Raw genomic sequence first — 18,703 nt, 5'->3', positions numbered from 1 at the left:
GCAAGCATTTCATTGAGATAATTTTTAAGTTCAAGCAATTGAGGGTGTGCTGGCATAGCAGTGATTCTTGCTGCTAAATTACCACCTTCAACCTCTCTAACAGTTTCTACTGATTGTTCTACTGCTTTAGCATCTTGTTCTAATGCATTTTTAGTTTTAGTGATGTTTTCATTAATAGCTTTTGCTATTATTCCAAATTCATCGTTACTCTTAACATCTATCATAGCAGAATCTTTAGTTTTATGATTGATGAAATCAAAGAAAGAACTAAGACCATTTTGTATAGTTTGTAAAGGTGATAGATAATAAGAGATGATAAAATAAAGTAAAACAATACTTGCAATACTTGTAAAAATAACAATAATAGTTTGAATGTAAGCTATTTTTAGTGCAGGTGTTTCTATTACTTCTACATCTTCACCAGCACAAGTTGTATAACCATCAATTTTTACACAAATACCAAATCTATCGCCACCATTTTGAGTGGTATAATTAAAAATATTATAATCTCCAGCATTTTCATAAGCTTTAGCTACTGTAACTATATCTGGATTTTGCTCTCCACCAACTAATGATTTATCAGTTGATGCAAATACAGTATAAGCATGATCAAATACAAAAGTTCTTCCTGGTAATTCGTTAAATTTTTCTTGTAAGTCTTTAACTAAAACATCAATTGCTAATACCCCTATAAATTTACCATCTTTAATTAAAGGCATAGCATAGGTAAAACATGGCAATCCTGTTGTTGCATCAATATAAGCTGCTGTGATATATAAACCATTTTTCTTTCTAGCTTCTATATAAAATTCTCTTGTGGTAGCATCATAATTGTCAGCTTTTCCATAAATTCCATAGTCTAAGCCTTTACTATCGCATCTGGATCGCTTACTATTAATTCTCCATTTGATTGAGCTATATAGACAGCCAAATAGCTGTTTATATCTCTAACGGTTTTAAGTAAATCGCCTGTGTTTTCCATAAGCTTTTCTTGGGTATTAAGTTCGTTATATGGAAGTCTTAAAATAGCTTGAGAAAGTTGCTCTAAAGAATGAGTATGGAGACTTTTAAAATCTCTCATTGATTTTTCTGCAACTTTTACATAGTTAGTTTCAGCCTTAACCACCTCATGATTTAAAGCTTTTTTTGTAAAAATAAAGCTAATAATTCCAAGTACTATCAAACAGATGATAGCTATAACATTAGCAATTAATGAAATTTTTAATTTAATACTTTTCATTAAATAATATCCTTTTTTTATTTGCAATGTTGAAATTTGGTTTTATTATAACATTAAAATCAAAAATGTACAAATATTATCTAAATGATAAATTTTTATATTAATGTTTTTAAGAGTTTAGAGCATGCCTGTGAGAGTATAATATAAGTCTCATTAAAATCTCCGCTATACCAAGGATCAGGAACTTCATCATATCCTAATTCTAAAGCATAAGAAGTGATTTTGTGAATTTTGTGTTTAAAATTTGGAAAATTTTTAACTACATCATTATAATTAGAATTATCCATAACGATAATAAGATCATTTTCTTCACACATTTTTAAGCTTAACTTTTGACTGCAAAATGGCTTGGAGTTGATATTTTTACTATTTAACATGGCTTTGGTTTTATAGTGCATATCCTCTCCATCATGATAACCTGAAGTGCCTGCGCTAGAAACAATAAATTTATCGTTTAAATTTGCTTTTATTAAAAGATCTTTCATAATAAATTCAGCCATAGGGGAACGACAAATATTCCCTAAGCAAACAAAAATAATTTTAGTCATTTTTTCCTCAAAAATTGTGTAGTTTTTTCAAAATTATAGCAGTATTTCAAAATATTTTTTAAAATTAATTAAAACTAAGATATAATTTTTCATTAATGGGGAGCTTTTGCTGAGAGGAAGTTAGACTTCGACCCTTGAGAAGTTTGGTAATGCGAACTTTGAATTCTTGCAAAAACTTTCCTTTTTTATAAAAAAGGATAAAAATGATACAAGCAAAAACAAAAACTAAAATTCCTATTTTAACTATAGCAGGAAGTGATTGTAGCGGTGGAGCTGGCATACAAGCTGATTTAAAAACTTTCAGCGCTCATGATTTATTTGGTATGAGTGTAGTTTTAAGCGTTGTGGCTGAAAATACTGCAAGGGTGATTTCTTGTTTTGATATACCCACCAAGATAATAGATGAGCAAATGCTAGCAGTTTATGAAGACATAGAGCCAGCTGCTGTGAAAATTGGAATGCTAGGTTCAAAAGAAATTATAACTTGTGTAAAAGAAAATTTATTACGCTTTAAAGCCAAAAATGTAGTGATTGATCCTGTGATGTTTGCAAAAAATGGCTATGCTTTAATGCCTTTGGAAAATTGTCAGTTTTTTAAAGATGAAATTTTATCTTTAGCTGATGTACTTACGCCAAATATACCTGAGGCTGAATTTTTATGTGATTTTAAAATACTTAATGAAGAGGATATGAAAAAAGCTGCTATAAAGCTTTTCAAAGAAGGTGCAAAAAGTGTTTTGATTAAAGGTGGGCATAGTAAAGATAATACTAATGATGTTTTTTATGACGGAAAGAAATTTAGTATTTTTAAAGCAGAAAAAATCAACACAAAAAACACACATGGTACAGGTTGTACATTGAGTTCAGCTATAGCTAGTAATCTTGCCTTAGGTAAAGAGAAGCATGAAGCTATAAAGCTTGCTAAAGATTATGTATATGGGGCTATATTAAATTCCTTAGCACTTGGAAAAGGTTGTGGTCCAACAAATCATTTTTATCAATTTGATAAGGAATAAAAAATGATTAAAATAGTAAGAGAAAAAAATCCTTTGATTCATCATATTACTAATTATGTTACAGCTAATGATTGTGCGAATGTAACTATAGCAATGGGAGCAAGTGCTGCTATGGCTGATTTTTATGAAGAACAAACTGATTTTGCTAAAATAAGCTCAGCCTTAGTATTAAATACAGGCACTATTAATCAGCTTGTAGCAAATTCTATGCTAAAAGCAACCAAAGAATATGCTTTATTAAATAAACCTATAGTTTTTGATCCTGTTGCTTTGGGTGTGAGTAAGGCAAGAGATGGGATTAATTTTGAATTGCTTAATCTAAAAGGTATTAGTATTGTTAAAGCAAATGCGTCTGAAATGGCTAGTGTTATAGGTTTAGATGGTAAAGCAAGAGGGGTTGATAGTACTTTTGTAATTAATGATGAGTTTTTAGAAAAAGCTAGAGAATACTCATATAAAACTAAGCGTGTTTTAGCTATAACTGGAAAAATTGATTATATTATAAATCAAGAGCGCATTGCAAAAGTTTATAATGGCTCTATCATGGCTACTAAAATAACTGGAGCAGGTTGTATGTGTGCTTCTTTGTGTGGGGTTTTTGCAGGAGCATTAGAAGATAAATTTCAGGCTAGTTTATATGCTTTATTGAGTTTTGGCATAGCTAGTGAAATCGCTCAAGATCTTTCTAGTGGAAGTGGTAGTTTTAGAGTGAATTTAATCGATGCTTTAAGTAATTTAAATGATGAAGAAATTAAAAAAAGAGCTAAATATGAAATCATTTAAAATTTATCTTGTTGCAAGCAAGGGTGAAAAAAGCGAAAGCGAGTTTTTAAATATTTTAGAAGCTTCTTTGAAAGCCAAGATTGATATTTTACAACTTAGGGAAAAAAATCTTAGCACTTTAGAATTTTATAATCTTGCTTTAAAAGTTAAAGCTTTGTGCGAAAAATATAATACGCCTTTTATGATAAATGATAGAATCGATATAGCCATGGCTGTGAATGCAAATGGAGTGCATATAGGACAAAAGGATATGCCTTTAAAAAAAGCAAGAGAACTTTTAGGCGAAGATAAAATCATAGGACTTACGATCAATCATAAAAGCGAGCTTGCTAATATTCAAAGCGCTACTTATCTTGGAGTAGGGGCTGTTTTTGCTACGCCTAGTAAGCAAGATTGTGTTGTACTTGGTATAGATGGATTAAAAGAAATTACTAGTTTAAGTTCTTTACCTATTGTAGCTATAGGTGGGATAGATGAGGCTAATTTAAATTTACTTAAAGATTGTAATATACAAGGTGTAGCTGTTGTTAGAGCGATAATGCAAGCAAATGATCCTTATATGGCAACTTTAAATTTAAGATCAAATTTTGATAAAACTTTTATAGGAAAATAATGATTTATTTTATAGGGGATAAAGAATTTGATGGCGTTAAGACTATAAGATTAAATGAAATCAAATTTCTTGATTTTGAAGTGAATTTAAAAGAATTTGATTGTTTGATCATTAGCTCTAAGAATGCACTCAAAGCATTAATGTCAAGTAAAAGTAAAATTAATTTTGATATTAAACTTTATGCTGTGGGGCAAAAAAGTGCTGATTTTGCAAAAGAACTTGGTTTTAAAAATATCAAATATCCTAGTAAAGCTTATGGTAAAAATTTAGCTAGCGAGTTTTTATCTGAGTTTAAAAATAAAAAATGTCTTTATTTAAGAGCTAAGAAAATTAGCTCAGGCCTTGATGAGGTTTTATTAAATGAAAATATCTCTTTAAAACAATTAATTGTTTATGAAAATGTAGCCATAGAGCCCAAAAAAGATGAGTTAAAAATACAACATCCTAGTGTTTTTATCTTTAGCGCTCCTTCAAGCATAGAGCAATTTTTGAAATTTTTTGCATTAAAAAACGAAGATAAAGTTGTAGTTATAGGTCAAAGTACAGCTTTAAAACTTCATAATTTTAAAAATTTGTATATATGCAAAGAGCAAGATCTAAACTCTTGTTTAAAATTAGCTAAGAGTTTAGATCTTTAAAAGTTTTATATAGTAAATAAGAAGCAATAAACACCATAAGAACCTCGCTTGCAAAAGAAGCAAGCCAAACTCCATTTAAGCTAAGATAATATGATAATACCTGTATAAAGATAAAAGGTAATACTAAACTTTGTATGATGGATATGGCTAAAGAAAGCATGGGTTTATCTAAAGCGGTAAAAAAAGATGCGCAAAGTTTTCCAAGCCAGCTTAATAAAAAAGAAAAAGAAAACAATATAAGTGCATTTTGTGCTAGATTTGCAAAACTAATATCATTATTTTTATTAAAGAGAGAAACTATAATTTCGTTGAAAAAAAATGCAAGTAAAAACACAGATATCCCAAATACACCAGATGCTATAAACATTCTTTTAAAAATAGCTTGAATTCTTAATATGTTTTTATATCCATAGTTGTAACTTATAGCAGGTTGCATGGCTTCACACATTGATAAAATTAAACCAAAAGCAAAGGTGCTTAAATAAAGTATAATAGAAAATGCCGCTAGTGCTTGATTCCCAGCTATTTTTAATAATATAGCATTAGCTAGTATGGTAAAAATAGAACTTGATATGTTTGAAAAAAATTCAGAAGATCCGTTATAAATAATATTTTTAAGTATTTTTAAATGAATTATGGGTTTTTTGAATTTTAAAATTAAGTCTTTAAAAATAAAAGGTATAAAGCCTAAAGTAGTTCCTAAAAACATACCTATACAAGTTGCTAAAGCAGCTGAGAATAAACTCCATTCAAAAATAACTATAAAAAGCCAATCCAAAATGATATTACTTAGAGCTACTGTGATATTAACCACCATGCTATAAAATGTTTTACCGCATATTCTTAAATAACTATCCATAGCAAAAGCTAACATGGTAAAAGGTGCAAAAAGAGCAAAAATTTGCATATATTCAGTGGATAAATTTTGTATGTTTTCATCAGCACCCATAAAAGCACTTAAAGGTTTTGCTAAGAAAAATCCTAATATTCCCATTAAGCAAGAAATTGCAAAAATAAGAACTATACAAAAAGAAAAAATAGCTCTTGCTTTTTCGATTTTTCCTTTACCTAGATTAATTGCTATTTGCACTGATGAACCTATGGCTATCATATCAGCCAAAGCAAAACTTATCATAATAAAGGGCATTACTAAATTCATGGCAGCTAATGAGTCTGTACCAAGGTATTTACCAACAAAAATTCCATCAATAATAATATAAAGATATATAAATGCAACACTTGCCATGTTAGGCAGGGCACATTTGCAAAACAATATAGTAGCATTTGTATTAGTGTAAAAATTGTGTAATGGCATAGTTTTCCTTATTAGCGTTTATTTTTGCGTTCTGTTTGATAATTTACGAATAAAATAAAGCTAATAGAGAGATTCTATGCCTTCTATGATATCTTTAAAATACGGATCAACAATGATTATAAAAAAATCTCTAAAAAGCATTTATATCACCTAAATTTTAAAAATACAATAAATAAAAGAAATTATATTATAGTAGTGGTTATAAATTTCTTAATATAAAATTTAATAATTTTTATCCGATTTTTATAAACCCACAAAAAAAGGAGCAAGGATGCAAATAAATTCGTATTCACGTGTGGCAGTGGAGTCACAGATTAGCAATAGGAAGGCTGATTCGAATACTAAGCTTGAAGATGCCAATACTAAAAGCGCTAATAGCACAAAAGATATTGATGAGGATAAGCTTAGTAAGCTTGCTAGTATAGGCGGAAAAGGCATAACAGAACTTTATGCTATGAGTTTTATGCAACAAGCATTTAGTATGAGTTCATCTAATGGTCTATCTCAAGCTGGGATTTTTCAAGGAGCTCAGTCTAAGGATTCTTTAACGGCTATTTTATCAAATGTAGATTTTAAAGCTATAGGATATGAAGGTAAAGATATACTTAGTTTAAATGTTGATGAGGCAAAAGAGCTTATTGGGGAAGATGGGTATTTTGGTGTAGCAAAAACATCTCAAAGATTGGCTGATTTTGTTATTAATGGGGCTGGTGATGATATGGAAAAACTTCAAAAAGGTTTAGAAGGTCTAAAAGCAGGATTTGCGCAAGCGGAAAAAATGTGGGGTGGCAAACTTCCTGATATCAGCTATGAGACAATTGATAAAGCTATTGAAAAAGTAACTCAAAAAATCAATAAATTGGGTGGAAATTCTTTAGATATCAATGTATAAATTTATATCCCTAGTTTTAAACTAGGGATTTAGTCTATTTTTAAAACGCTTAAAAATGCTTCTTGAGGTAAATGTACTTTGCCAATAGCTTTCATTCTTTTTTTACCTTCTTTTTGTTTTTCAAGAAGCTTTCTTTTTCTAGTAATATCCCCGCCATAGCATTTTGCAGTTACATTTTTACCCATAGATTTTACATTTTCTCTTGCGATGATTTTATTTCCAATGCTTGCTTGGATAGCAACTTCAAAAAGCTGTCTTGGGACGATTTCTTTCATCGCTTTTACCAGCTCCCTGCCTTTACTTAGTGCCTTTTCATTTGGCACTATGATGCTTAGTGCATCGACATTTTCACCAGCTACTTTAATATCAAGCTTTACAAGATCACCCACTCTAAATTCAATAGGTTCATAATCAAAACTAGCATAACCTTTAGTGAGTGATTTGAGTTTATCATAAAAGTCCATAACGATTTCATTTAAAGGTATATCATACTCAAGTAAAACACGCTCAGGGGTGATATAATCCATCTTAACTTGCATACCACGTTTGCGATTTAAAAGAGTGATTAAATTTCCTAAATATTCACTTGGGGTTATGATAGTTGCTTTTACATAAGGTTCTTTTATGTGATCGATTTTATTTACTGGAGGCAGCTCGCTTGGGTTTTGAATTTTTAAAACTTCTCCATCAGTTTGATAAATTTCATAAGTAACAGTTGGAGCAGTAGCAATCAAATCAAGGTTAAACTCACGCTCAAGTCTTTCTTTAATAACCTCCATATGTAAAAGACCTAAAAAACCAACTCTAAAACCAAACCCTAAAGCTAGCGATGTCTCAGGTTCATAGGTAATAGAACTATCATTGAGTTTTAATTTATCTAAAGCATCTCTTAAATCTTCAAATTTATCCGTTTCTATAGGGTATAATCCTGCAAAAACAAAAGCTTTGGCTTTTTCAAAACCACCAATGGCTTCTTTTGCCTTATTTTTGGTTAGTGTTATGGTATCGCCCACTTGAACATCAGCAACATTTTTAAGTCCAAGCACGATAACACCTACTTCACCTGATTCTAATTTTTTGGTTTTTATAGGGTTTAATGGATGGGGGTAAAAAAGATCTTGTACAAGATGTTTTTTATCTGTACTCATAACTAAAACTTCATCATTTTTAGCTATATTTCCCTCATAAATTCTAACTAAAGCTAAAGCTCCAAGATAATTATCAAACCAAGAATCATAAATTAAAGCTTTAGTAGGTGCTTCATCATCGGTTTTTGGCGCAGGAATTTTTGTGATGATGGTTTCTATGAGTTCTTTTATACCTACACCTGTTTTTGCGCTAACACAAATTGCATTAGAGCAATCAATGCCTATAATATGTTCTATTTCGTGCTTAACTTTTTCTATATCAGCTGAAGGAAGATCTATTTTATTTATCACTGGTATGATTTCAAGATCGTTTTCTAAGGCTATATAAACATTGGCTATAGTTTGAGCTTCTACTCCTTGTGAAGCATCAACAACAAGCAAAGCTCCCTCGCAACTTGCCAAAGAGCGACTTACTTCATAGGAAAAATCAACATGACCTGGAGTATCTATTAAATTTAATACATATTCTTCGTTATTAAGTTTATAATTTAAACGCACAGATTGAGCTTTTATAGTTATACCACGCTCTTTTTCTATATCCATAGTATCCATTACTTGGGCACTCATTTGTCTATCGCTAATTGCACCACACTCGCTGATAATTCTATCGGCTAATGTACTTTTTCCATGATCAATATGAGCTATAATAGAGAAATTTCTAATATTTTTCATCAAAAAACCTTAAGATTGTCTCATTTTTCTTTTTGCTAAACCTATTTGCTCATAAGCATCTATTTCGTTTTTTAAAGTTTTATATCTTTTTTTTAATTCATTATTTAAAAACGAAATATTCTTAGGAGTGGCATTGGCATTTGCTGAAATAGCACTAATAAAATCAAGTTTTCTTTTAGTGGCGCTATCTTTTGGATTAGATCCTAATTTTTGTGAATTTAAAAACTGCAAAATCAAAGCTTGAATTTCTTGAGAATTTTTTGCATCATTAGCTTTAGATATAAAATCTTCAATGTTAATTATTTTTGGAGTTTTAGTGATATTTGATTTATTGGTGTTTTTATCTTTGTGTGTAAAAAATAAAACTAAAAGAATTCCAAGTATAATAACAATAACTAAAGCAATAATCAAAAATACAAAAAGAGAATTATTCATTTAAAACTTTCCTATAATTTTTTTGCATAAGATTTTTTGAAATAACTTGCTATGCTTAATGCCACCATAAATAAAAAGCCCCAATACACATAATCAGGAATTTTTACTGAATCTCCTGCTGCGTAAGAGTGCATACCAGTTAAAAAGTAATTTACTCCAAAATAAGTCATAATAATCACCCAGTATGCAAACATAGAGCAAACTGCAAAAGTGTATTGATTTGCCCATTTTGGCACCATTCTAATGTGTAAAATAGCCGCATAAACTAAAATACTAATTAAAGCCCAAGTTTCCTTAGAATCCCAACTCCAATATCTTCCCCAGCTTTCATTTGCCCATATAGCACCTAAGAAATTTCCAACTGTAAGTAAGCAAAGTCCTAAGATCATAGCCATTTCGTTGATTCTTGTTGCTTCTGTAATATTTCTTAAAATATTTTCATTATGCTTACCATTGATTTTTAGCATGCATAGTAAAACAAGTACAAATATACCTAATAATGCACATAGTCCTAAAAATCCATAGCTAGCAGTAATAACTGAAACATGTATAGTTAGCCAGTATGATTGCAACACAGGAACTAAGTTGGTAATTTGTGGATCCATTTGGCTAAGATGAGCTACACCTAAAGTAACCCCTGCTAAAATAGAAGTTAAAGAAAGTGCAATAGGGCTTTTTCTGGAAAAGAAAATTCCAGATAATGATAAAGCCCAAGCTATATAAACCATACTCTCATAAGCATTGCTCCATGGTGCGCGACCTGCTATATACCAACGCAAAGCCAAACCTAAAGTATGGATGAAAAATGCCACGATATTAAATACATAAACACATTTAAAAATAAAATCAATGCGTATTTTTGGCAGTAGCATCTTAATAAAAACTATAATTAAAAGCAAAAATCCAGCACAAAGATAAAGAGGGGTAAGATTTACAAAAATTTGACTTTTATTGAAAAAGATTTCTGTGCTAATTTTTTTAGCACTAGGCATAACTTCATGGCCGTATTTTTCTTGGTAATTTTTGATAACATTTAAGTTTTTAGTTGCTTCATCCCAGTTATTATGTACAATGGAATTACTAACTGCATTAAAATAGTTTTCTAAAATACTTTTAACTTCTGCACCTTCTTCACCTTTTAATCCTATATAAGCTTCACGTGGTGCCACCCATTGATTATTTGTGCTATTTTGTAAAGGAATAAATCTAAAAATATCACCTGAGAAAATTAAATTTACAATATTAACCCTTTCATCAAGCTTGATGATTTCTTTGTCAAAAACACTTCTGCGATTTGGATTTTTTCTATTAGCATTTTCTACATATTTTTGCAGTTTATATGAATCTGTAGTGAAAAAATCTTTAAAACTAGTATAGGCTCTAGGCTCAATTTCTAAAATTTTAGAAATTTCTTCATTAACCAAACGACTTGTTGGCATAAATATAATATCTTTATCATACCATGCACTACCATCAAAAATCATCGATATAATTGTTGCTTCAGCGCTTTGTCCTTGGAAGGTCGTTGTTTTATGTATTTTTTCTAAAACTTCCATGGCTAAAGTATTAAAAGGAACCATTCTACCATCAGGCTTTTGCACTATCAAAGAAGCAAGTTCTTTAGCGTGTGCTTCATCTACTTTGATAGGCTCATTTGCGTAAGTATTTTGGCCTGTAAATAAAACTAATATAAAAGCCAAAATAGCGCTTGTTTTTTTTAGGGTGTCTTGATTGATTAATTTAGCTAAAGTCCTAAATCTTGAATGAGGATTTAAAATATTTAAAAACATTCCTAATGTGAGTAAAAAATATCCAATATATGTAGGAATTTTACCCGGATCTTTATTCACTGAAAGTATGGTACCAAGCTCATCTTGATCATAAGAACTTTGGTAAAATCTATAGCCTTGATAATCTAAAACATTATTCATGAAAATTTTATATTCTAGTTTCTTATCAGCATTGTCAATTTCTACATAACTTGCATAAGACATAGGCGACATCGAGCCAGGATAGCGTTCTAATTCAAAGTCTTTTAGGTACATTTCAAATGGCATTTCTATTCCTTTAGGACCCCATCTTAAAAAGAAAGGTTGACCTGCTACATCAATACGGATAGGCGAGTTGTATTCTACTAGGAAAACTTCTTTGGATTCTCCTTTATAGCTTAATTTTAATTTTAAAGCATTAATAGCATTATCTGAAAGTTGAGTTGGCATATATTTAGTACTTTGAGCAAAGTCTTTGAAATTATTTAATAAAGAATTATTCCAGTATTTTGCCTCGCCAAATAAAGAAATCAAAGCATTGCGTCCTAGTTCTATCCAACTATTTTTAAACCAAGTAAAAAAGCTTTCATCTTGAGCTTGATTGATACCTTCTAAAGTTTTTTTGCCATGCAAGGAAGCAAATTTAACCACTAAATTAATATCATTAAAAGAATATAATCTTAAATCTTTAGCTTGTGCTTTTTGATTTGCTTTTAAAATATTTTCTTTGCCATCGCTCATTGACATGTATTTTAAATCAAAATCAGCACTAAGTTTTAAATCTTTATCGATTTTTATATAAGGACTTGGAACAGAGTCATTTAAAAATGCTATATTAACGCCGTTGATATTTTCAATATCTCCTGCTTGAAAAAGCAATTCTTTAGACTCGTTATTTTGTGAAAGCATTAAGGATAAAAGTGGAGCAGAATTGTTATCATCAATATAAACTTCTTTTGCATCTAAGATCAAATTTTCATATGCAATTCGAGCTTTTTCATCAGGCAAGATTAAATCAAATGAAAAATCATTTACAAAAGGCAGGGTTGCAATATATTCAGATTTTGAAGCACTATATACTTTATCATCTTTTAAGGTTGCTATGTAAATATAACTTTTTGAAGTTTCAATAATATTGTTTTTTTCATTTTCTCTAATGTGTAAATTTCCCTCAAATCCCATATACCTAGTCATCGCTGAGCCTAGTAATATAAATAAAAATGAGATATGAAAGATTAAAAGTGGTATTTTTTTCTTATTAAACATTTTGTATTTAAAAAGAGCTGCTAAAAGATTAATCCCTAGTATGAGTTGTATAAAGCCAAACCAAGAAGAGCCATAGATCATCGCCCAAGCTGTTGGTGTATTATAAGCACTTTCTATGAAAGTAGCTAGGGCGCAAAATAGGGCAAAAATTAAAAACAAAAAAATAGAAATTTTTATATCCCCAAAAGCTAAAAGTTGTTTTTTCATAAATTAAGCTCCAAGGTATTTTTTTTTAATCTCATCATTGCCGATAAGATCTTTTGCAGGTGCATGCATAGCAATTTTGCCATTTTCCAAAACATAAGCATAATCGCTGATTTTTAAAGCTGAAAATGCATTTTGCTCTACTAATAAAATGGTGATTCCTTCTTCTTTTAATTTGACTATAATATCAAAAACTTCTCCAACTATTTTTGGAGCAAGACCTAATGAAGGCTCATCAAGCATTAAAAGTTTTGGCTCACTCATGAGTGCTCTTGAGATAGCTAACATTTGAGCTTCTCCGCCACTTAGAGTTCCTGCAAGGGCATTTTTTTTATCTTTTAATCTTGGGAAAAGTCTATACATTTGATTTTTTAAATGCTCATAATTTTCTGCATTATTAAAAGCACCAATTTTTAAATTTTCCTCTATAGTAAGATTGATAAAAACTCTTCTTCCCTCAGGTACTAAAGCAATGCCTTTTTGAACTAGAGTGTGCGGTAAATGTCTTTGAGTGTCATAACCTAGAAAAGTTACCTCGCCAGTTTTTTTAACACAATTTAGCATAGCATTAAGTGTTGAGGTTTTTCCTGCGCCATTTGAGCCTATTAAGCTAACTATACTTCCTGTTTTTATAGTAAAATCAATACCTTTAACAGCTTCAATCAAACCATAATAAACATGTAAATCTTTAACTACTAGCATTAAAATCTCCCAAATATGCACTAATTACTTCAGGGTTTTGCACCGCATCGTTTGGTTTTCCCTCAAAAATGGTCTTACCATAATCAAGCACCATAACTCTATCACAAAGCTTATTTACAAATTTCATATCATGCTCTATAAGTAAAACACTAATTTTTTTATTATCTCTTATGTCAAAAATTAACTCAGCCAAATCATCACTTTCTGTAGAATTCATACCTGCTGCAGGTTCATCTAATAATAAAAGTTTAGGATTTGTTGCTAAAGCTCTTGCTATTTCGACTTTTCTTTGCTGACCATAGCTTAAACTAGTAGCTTTTTCATCGGCTAAATGAGCAATATTGAGTTGTTCTAAAATTTCATAAGCTGCTTTTTTTGCATTTTTTTCTGCTTTGGAAAATCTTCCAAGATGTAAAAAGGCTTCGAAAATATTATATTTAATACTTTGATCAAAACCAATCAATACATTTTCCAAAACACTCATGCTTGAAAAAAGTCTGATGTTTTGAAAAGTTCTTGCTATACCTAGATGAACTATTTTGTGTGGTTTTAAATGATCAATTTTTTTTCCTAGAAAAAAGACTTCCCCGCTACTTGGCTTATAATTTCCTGTAATAATATTAAATAGCGTAGTTTTTCCTGCGCCATTTGGGCCTATAAGTCCAAAAATTTCACTTTCTTTAATAGTAAATGAGGTATTAGCTATAGCGCTAACTCCACCAAAATTTTTATGAATTTCTTTAAGCTCTAAAATCATTTTTTCTTCCTTTTAGAAAACTTAAACAAAACATCTGTTAATTCTTTATCTCCCATTATTCCTCTTCTTGCAAAAAGCATTACCAAGATCAATACAATGGAAAATACAACCATTCTAAGACCAGGCATAGCAGGGGTTTCATAACCAAAAATATTCATACTTTCATCTAAAAATCTTAAATACTCACTTCCACCTATTACTAAAATAGCCCCAATGATAGCACCAGTAGTTGAACCTAAGCCACCTAAAACAATGATGATTAAAAGTTGGAAGGTAAATAAAAAGTCAAATTGCTCAGGTGAAACTGAAGCTAGTGCACAAGCTAGCAAGCCTCCCCCAACGCCTTCTAAAAATGCTGAAGTACTAAAGGCTAAGGTTTTAATATTAAAGGTGTTTATACCCATTGCTAATGCTGCATCTTCATCATCTCTTACAGCTTTCATAGCTCTACCAAATTTTGAGCTAACAATGTTTAAGATGATAACAACTGAAAATATAGCAATCCCACCACTCCAGTATAAAGTAGTGTGTTTAGGAATGTCGTTTAAGCCTAAAGAGCCATTTGTAACAGAAGCAAAGTTAATCGCCATAAGTTTAATAATGATACCAAAACCTAGTGTTACAATAGCTAAATAATCCCCTCTAACTCTAAATACTGCAAAAGCCAAAACTAAAGATAAAAGCATAGCGCAAAGTCCAGCAGCAAGTAAAGCCACAATAAAACTTGGCGAATGTATCATCAAAATAAAGCTACTTGGATCTTCTAAAGAAAACTGATCGATTTTGCTTTCACTTGTAAGTAATACTAAAGCTGCAACATAAGCTCCTATAGCTACAAAGCCATTTGGTTCTAGTGAAAATTGTCCTGTAACCCCGTTGATAAGATTATAGCTTACTGCTAAGATAACAAAAATAGCAATATTGCTTAAAATTCCTATTTTATAATCATTGAAAAAATAAGGAGATATAAAAAGAAAAGCAAGCGCTATGATAAAAAAACTTAAATGTGTAATTTTTCTTGCAACCATCTTAAAACCTACTTTTTTCAAAATTTATGCCCAAAATTCCAGTTGGTTTAAAAAGCAAAATCAATACTAAAAAGATAAACGCAAAAGCATCTTTAAAACCAGAAAGATCAGGGAAAATAGCAACTACAACAACTTCTGTAAATCCTATAATTAAACCACCTAATACCGCTCCAGCAACCGAACCAATACCACCTAAAACAGCAGCACCAAATGCCTTAAGCCCTATAAGAGTTCCCATGCTAGGTTCAACAGAAGGATAACTAACAGCCCAGAAAATACCACCAATAGCGGCTAAAGCTGAGCCTAGTGCAAATACAATAGCGATAATACGATTTGCATCAATTCCCATTAAATTTACAGTATGAATATCAAAAGCTAAAGCTCTAATAGCAATGCCATATTTGCTTTTATAAAGTATGAATAAAACCACTAATAGTATAAAAAATGTCAAAATAGGCACTAAAATACTATTAATGCTAATGCTGATATTATTAAAATTAATCACTGTTTCAAGATAACTTGGCACAGGAAAATATTTTGGTGTTGAGCCAAATAAGACATTAAATACATTTTGTATTAAAAAGCTTATGCCTATAGCTGTAATAAGTAAAGAAATTCTAGGTGCTTTTCTTAAAGGTTTATAAGCTATCCTATCAATAGCTATACCTAAAGCTGCTGCAAATAACATAGCCAAAGAAAGAGCTCCTAAAAAAGGCACATTCATACTTGTGACACAAAATAAAGCTGAGTATGCTCCTACCATCATGATATCGCCATGTGCAAAATTAATTAATCTTAAAACACCATAGACCATTGTATAGCCTATAGCAATAAGTGCATACATGCTACCTAAGCTAAAACCATTTATAATTTGCTGTAAAATTAAAGAACTATCCATTGAACCTCTTAAAATTTTATTTACGGAAGAATCGTATCTTTATAAATTTGTTTTTGATTTTCTATTGATTTTATAACAATTGAACGCGTAGCATTGCCTGTTTTATCAATGCTAATTACTCCGCTAACACCTTCAAATTTTGAAGTAGCGTGGATATTGTTATTAATGCATTCACTGTTAAAATTATTAACACATTTTTGCATAGCTTCAAAAATCACAAAATACGCATCTGCACCCATAGCTGTGAAATTTGGAACTTCTTTGCTTTGTTTTTCTTTTTCATAAGCTAGTATGAAGTCTTTTGAAAGTTGTGTTGGTGGGTTGTTATAATCAAAGCTATCGGTAAATAAATATCCTTCTGCAGCATCTTGAGCTAAATTAATAAAGGTTTCATCAGCAACTCCATCTGCTGAACCCATAGGGATATTTATACCCATTGCTTTTGCTTGTCTTGCAAATAAAGAAGCTTCGGTATAATATACTGGAAGATAAATAAAATCAGGTTTTAAATTTTTAATTTGTGAAAGAATAGCTTTAAAGTCTTTATCGCCTGCTGTGATTCTAAATTTATCTAAAATTTTTCCACCTTGCTTACTAAATTCTTTTTCAAAGGCTCTAGTTAAACCCAAAGAATAATCCGCGCTTTGATCGCTAATTATCACAGCTTTAGTATAGTTAAGTTTATTTTTTACATAATTAGCTAAAGATGAGCCTTGGAAGCTATCCATAAAACAAACTCTACTGGCATATAATTTTTTATTTAAAATTTTATCAGCAGTAGCTGCAGGAGCAACCACTGGGATCTTTTTTTCTTCGCCAATTCTTATCACTTGCAAAGTATTAGCTGTTAGCATTTCACCAATTAGCGCATAAGCTTTGTTTTGTGAAACCAATCTTGTGCTAGCATTGGCACTTTCTATTTTATCACCTTTTGTATCTACTACTACTAAATTTACTTTATCTCCATTACTTAGAGTGTTTTTCATGGAATTTGCAATTTTCACTCCATCTAAAGCACTTTGTCCATATGCTGCCGTAGAACCTGTTAGAGGTAAAACTACGCCAATGTTGATTTCTTTTGCTTGTATAATATTGCAAGCTATGACAGATAATATAGCTATACTAATTTTTTTCATAGTTTACCTTTCAAGGATTGATAATAGTTTTATATACTTGTTTTTGATCTTGTATTTCTTTTATAACTACAGAACGACTCGCATTGCCACTAGCATCTATGCTTATAACCCCACCCACACCTTCAAAATTACTGGTTGAGTGAATTTTTTCATTAATGCATTGTGCATTAAGTTTATTAGCACATTCATTCATTGCATTTACCATTACATAATAAGCATCAGCTCCCATAGCAGAAAATGCTGGAAGCTCTTTGGTGCCATGATCTTTTTCATAAGCATTGATGAAATTTTTAGACAAAGCTGTTGGAGGATTGTTATAATCAAAACTATCAGTAAATACCACACCATTTACAGCATCTCCACCAAGCTCAATAAATGTTTTATTATTTACCCCATCTCCTGCGCTTAAAAGTTTGTTAAATCCAACCGCTTTTGCTTGTCTTGCTATTAAGGCAGCCTCTGGGTGATAAATTGGCATATAAACAAAGTCTGGATTGATACTTTTAAGTTGTGAAACAATAGCTTTAAAGTCTTTATCGCCCGAAGAAATGGTTAATTTTTTAAGTACTTTTCCACCATTTTGCTTAAATTCTTTTTCAAAAGCTCTTGCTAGACCCAATGAATATACATTGCTTTGATCAACTATAACAACCACGCTTTTTAAATTTAAATCTTTGTAGGCATAATTAGCAAATTTATCTCCTTGGAAGCTATCCATAAAACAAACTCTACTAGCATAGCCTTTTTTGTCTAAAAGCTTATCGCCTGAGGCAACTGGAGCTATAGCAGGAACTTTTCTTTCTTCGGCTATGGATAAAACTTGCATAGTATTTGGTGTAACAGCTTCGCCTATAAGACCTAAAACTTTATCTTGAGAGATAAGTCTAGTAGTAGCATTTGCTGCCTCTATTTTATCACCTTTAGTATCAATAGCTATAATTTTAATACTATCTCCATTTTTTAAATTTGGATTTAAAGTATTGGCTAGTTTAATGCCCTCATATACATCATTACCATAGGCTGCTAAAGCGCCAGTAAGCGGCAAAACAACCCCTATTTTTACCTCTGCAGCATAAATTGAACTAGCACAAAGTAAGCTAGCTAACAGTAGATTTTTTTTCATGAAAACTCCTTTTTTGTTATTTTAAAAATGTATTGTGTTTAGTTTTTAGTGCTGGTTCTTCTTCTAAAAGATCTTTTTGATTAAGCTCTATAGAAAAATTTTGTCCTTTTAAATAAGCTATGATGTGGTTCATATCACTATCACTTAATTTTTTAGCATACAAACTCATTTGGATATTATCGCTTGATTGATTTTTAAAATATCCATTAGCATAATCTTTCAAAGCACCTTTGATTTCTTCTGGATTTAAGTCTTTAAGAGCTCTTTTACCATAAGAATTTTTTTCTCCGTTCTCTCCATGGCAAGTATTACATTTATTTTTAAAATATATTTCTTTAGCTTTTTCTAAGTCATAACTAATGTTATCATTAAAAGTATAGGTAAATAAAGATTTTACATTAAAAGCTAATAGTGAATTGGCAAATAAAACACTTACAATAAACAAGCGCAACATAAATATAACCTTTTTTAATATATAAATAAAGCTCGATTATATCTAAAAAAAATAAATAATCTCACT

18 protein-coding genes and 1 pseudogene are annotated in these 18,703 nt (G+C 30.6%); 5 read left to right on the top strand and 14 right to left on the bottom strand.

Translation table 11 applies throughout. The annotated features are described in order from the left end of the window. The 3 genes and pseudogenes from L8X30_RS07475 to L8X30_RS07465 all read right to left on the bottom strand — a co-directional run. A pseudogene (locus L8X30_RS07475) lies at nucleotides 1–803 on the bottom strand (methyl-accepting chemotaxis protein); the annotation flags it as partial. A gap of 56 nt (nucleotides 804–859) precedes the next feature. After that, nucleotides 860–1,240, bottom strand: a complete 381-nt coding sequence (locus L8X30_RS07470; protein WP_263679692.1) for a chemotaxis protein — start codon at nucleotides 1,238–1,240, stop codon at nucleotides 860–862. 95 nt (nucleotides 1,241–1,335) lie between these two features. After that, nucleotides 1,336–1,788, bottom strand: coding sequence for a low molecular weight protein-tyrosine-phosphatase (locus tag L8X30_RS07465; RefSeq protein ID WP_263664248.1), 453 nt, complete (start codon nucleotides 1,786–1,788; stop codon nucleotides 1,336–1,338). Between the two features lie 206 nt (nucleotides 1,789–1,994). On the opposite strand from L8X30_RS07465, the gene thiD reads away from it, so the two are divergent. Genes thiD through L8X30_RS07445 form a run of 4 tightly spaced genes read left to right on the top strand, consistent with a single transcriptional unit; the run spans nucleotide 1,995 to nucleotide 4,838 of the window. Continuing rightward, nucleotides 1,995–2,804: a bifunctional hydroxymethylpyrimidine kinase/phosphomethylpyrimidine kinase gene (gene thiD / locus L8X30_RS07460; RefSeq protein WP_263679696.1), complete on the top strand. Its 810-nt coding sequence runs from the start codon at nucleotides 1,995–1,997 to the stop codon at nucleotides 2,802–2,804. A gap of 3 nt (nucleotides 2,805–2,807) precedes the next feature. After that, nucleotides 2,808–3,587 (top strand): hydroxyethylthiazole kinase, encoded by a 780-nt coding sequence (gene thiM / locus L8X30_RS07455; protein WP_263679691.1) that lies wholly within the window; start codon nucleotides 2,808–2,810, stop codon nucleotides 3,585–3,587. Continuing rightward, nucleotides 3,574–4,200 carry a thiamine phosphate synthase gene (gene thiE / locus L8X30_RS07450; protein WP_263679690.1) on the top strand — a complete coding sequence of 209 codons (627 nt, stop codon included), beginning with the start codon at nucleotides 3,574–3,576 and terminating at the stop codon, nucleotides 4,198–4,200. Before thiM ends, thiE begins: the two co-directional genes overlap by 14 nt. Continuing rightward, nucleotides 4,197–4,838, top strand: a complete 642-nt coding sequence (locus L8X30_RS07445; protein WP_263679694.1) for a uroporphyrinogen-III synthase — start codon at nucleotides 4,197–4,199, stop codon at nucleotides 4,836–4,838. Before thiE ends, L8X30_RS07445 begins: the two co-directional genes overlap by 4 nt. Here L8X30_RS07445 and L8X30_RS07440 read toward each other — a convergent pair. Next, the gene (locus L8X30_RS07440; protein WP_263679689.1) at nucleotides 4,819–6,153 is read right to left on the bottom strand and encodes an MATE family efflux transporter; all 1,335 of its coding nucleotides are present in this window, start codon (nucleotides 6,151–6,153) and stop codon (nucleotides 4,819–4,821) included. The genes L8X30_RS07445 and L8X30_RS07440 overlap by 20 nt on opposite strands. 271 nt (nucleotides 6,154–6,424) lie before the next feature. Between L8X30_RS07440 and L8X30_RS07435 the strand changes: the two genes are divergently transcribed. Beyond that, nucleotides 6,425–7,045 carry a hypothetical protein gene (locus L8X30_RS07435; protein WP_263679688.1) on the top strand — a complete coding sequence of 207 codons (621 nt, stop codon included), beginning with the start codon at nucleotides 6,425–6,427 and terminating at the stop codon, nucleotides 7,043–7,045. Nucleotides 7,046–7,074: 29 nt separating this feature from the next. Here the strand turns inward: L8X30_RS07435 and lepA are convergent, their stop codons facing one another. Genes lepA through L8X30_RS07385 form a run of 10 tightly spaced genes read right to left on the bottom strand, consistent with a single transcriptional unit; the run spans nucleotide 7,075 to nucleotide 18,637 of the window. Beyond that, on the bottom strand, nucleotides 7,075–8,865 hold the full coding sequence (gene lepA / locus L8X30_RS07430; protein ID WP_263679687.1) for a translation elongation factor 4: 1,791 nt from the start codon (nucleotides 8,863–8,865) through the stop codon (nucleotides 7,075–7,077). Nucleotides 8,866–8,874: 9 nt separating this feature from the next. Further along, nucleotides 8,875–9,300 (bottom strand): hypothetical protein, encoded by a 426-nt coding sequence (locus tag L8X30_RS07425; protein WP_263664243.1) that lies wholly within the window; start codon nucleotides 9,298–9,300, stop codon nucleotides 8,875–8,877. Nucleotides 9,301–9,311: 11 nt separating this feature from the next. Next, nucleotides 9,312–12,542 carry a c-type cytochrome biogenesis protein CcsB gene (ccsB, locus tag L8X30_RS07420; RefSeq protein ID WP_263679685.1) on the bottom strand — a complete coding sequence of 1,077 codons (3,231 nt, stop codon included), beginning with the start codon at nucleotides 12,540–12,542 and terminating at the stop codon, nucleotides 9,312–9,314. Nucleotides 12,543–12,545: 3 nt separating this feature from the next. After that, on the bottom strand, nucleotides 12,546–13,241 hold the full coding sequence (locus L8X30_RS07415) for an ABC transporter ATP-binding protein (RefSeq protein WP_263679683.1): 696 nt from the start codon (nucleotides 13,239–13,241) through the stop codon (nucleotides 12,546–12,548). Continuing rightward, entirely contained in the window at nucleotides 13,228–13,998 is a 771-nt protein-coding gene (locus L8X30_RS07410; protein WP_263679681.1) for an ABC transporter ATP-binding protein, read from the bottom strand. The genes L8X30_RS07415 and L8X30_RS07410 overlap by 14 nt, the downstream gene beginning before the upstream one ends. Next, the gene (locus L8X30_RS07405) at nucleotides 13,995–15,026 is read right to left on the bottom strand and encodes a branched-chain amino acid ABC transporter permease (protein WP_263679679.1); all 1,032 of its coding nucleotides are present in this window, start codon (nucleotides 15,024–15,026) and stop codon (nucleotides 13,995–13,997) included. Before L8X30_RS07405 ends, L8X30_RS07410 begins: the two co-directional genes overlap by 4 nt. A gap of 1 nt (nucleotide 15,027) precedes the next feature. Then, nucleotides 15,028–15,924, bottom strand: coding sequence for a branched-chain amino acid ABC transporter permease (locus tag L8X30_RS07400; RefSeq protein ID WP_263679677.1), 897 nt, complete (start codon nucleotides 15,922–15,924; stop codon nucleotides 15,028–15,030). A 20-nt stretch (nucleotides 15,925–15,944) separates the two neighbouring features. Continuing rightward, entirely contained in the window at nucleotides 15,945–17,060 is a 1,116-nt protein-coding gene (locus tag L8X30_RS07395) for an ABC transporter substrate-binding protein (protein ID WP_263679675.1), read from the bottom strand. Between the two features lie 10 nt (nucleotides 17,061–17,070). Further along, on the bottom strand, nucleotides 17,071–18,183 hold the full coding sequence (locus tag L8X30_RS07390) for an ABC transporter substrate-binding protein (protein WP_263679673.1): 1,113 nt from the start codon (nucleotides 18,181–18,183) through the stop codon (nucleotides 17,071–17,073). 16 nt (nucleotides 18,184–18,199) lie between these two features. Next, entirely contained in the window at nucleotides 18,200–18,637 is a 438-nt protein-coding gene (locus tag L8X30_RS07385; protein ID WP_263679671.1) for a c-type cytochrome, read from the bottom strand. Between the last annotated feature and the right edge of the window lie 66 nt (nucleotides 18,638–18,703).

The organism is Campylobacter sp. CNRCH_2015_0338h, assembly GCF_025772785.1.
In the GTDB taxonomy this organism is placed as follows: Bacteria; Campylobacterota; Campylobacteria; order Campylobacterales; family Campylobacteraceae; genus Campylobacter_D.
The sequence above is the reverse complement of the archived record's forward strand: the minus strand, read 5'-3'. Positions and strand labels throughout refer to the sequence as shown.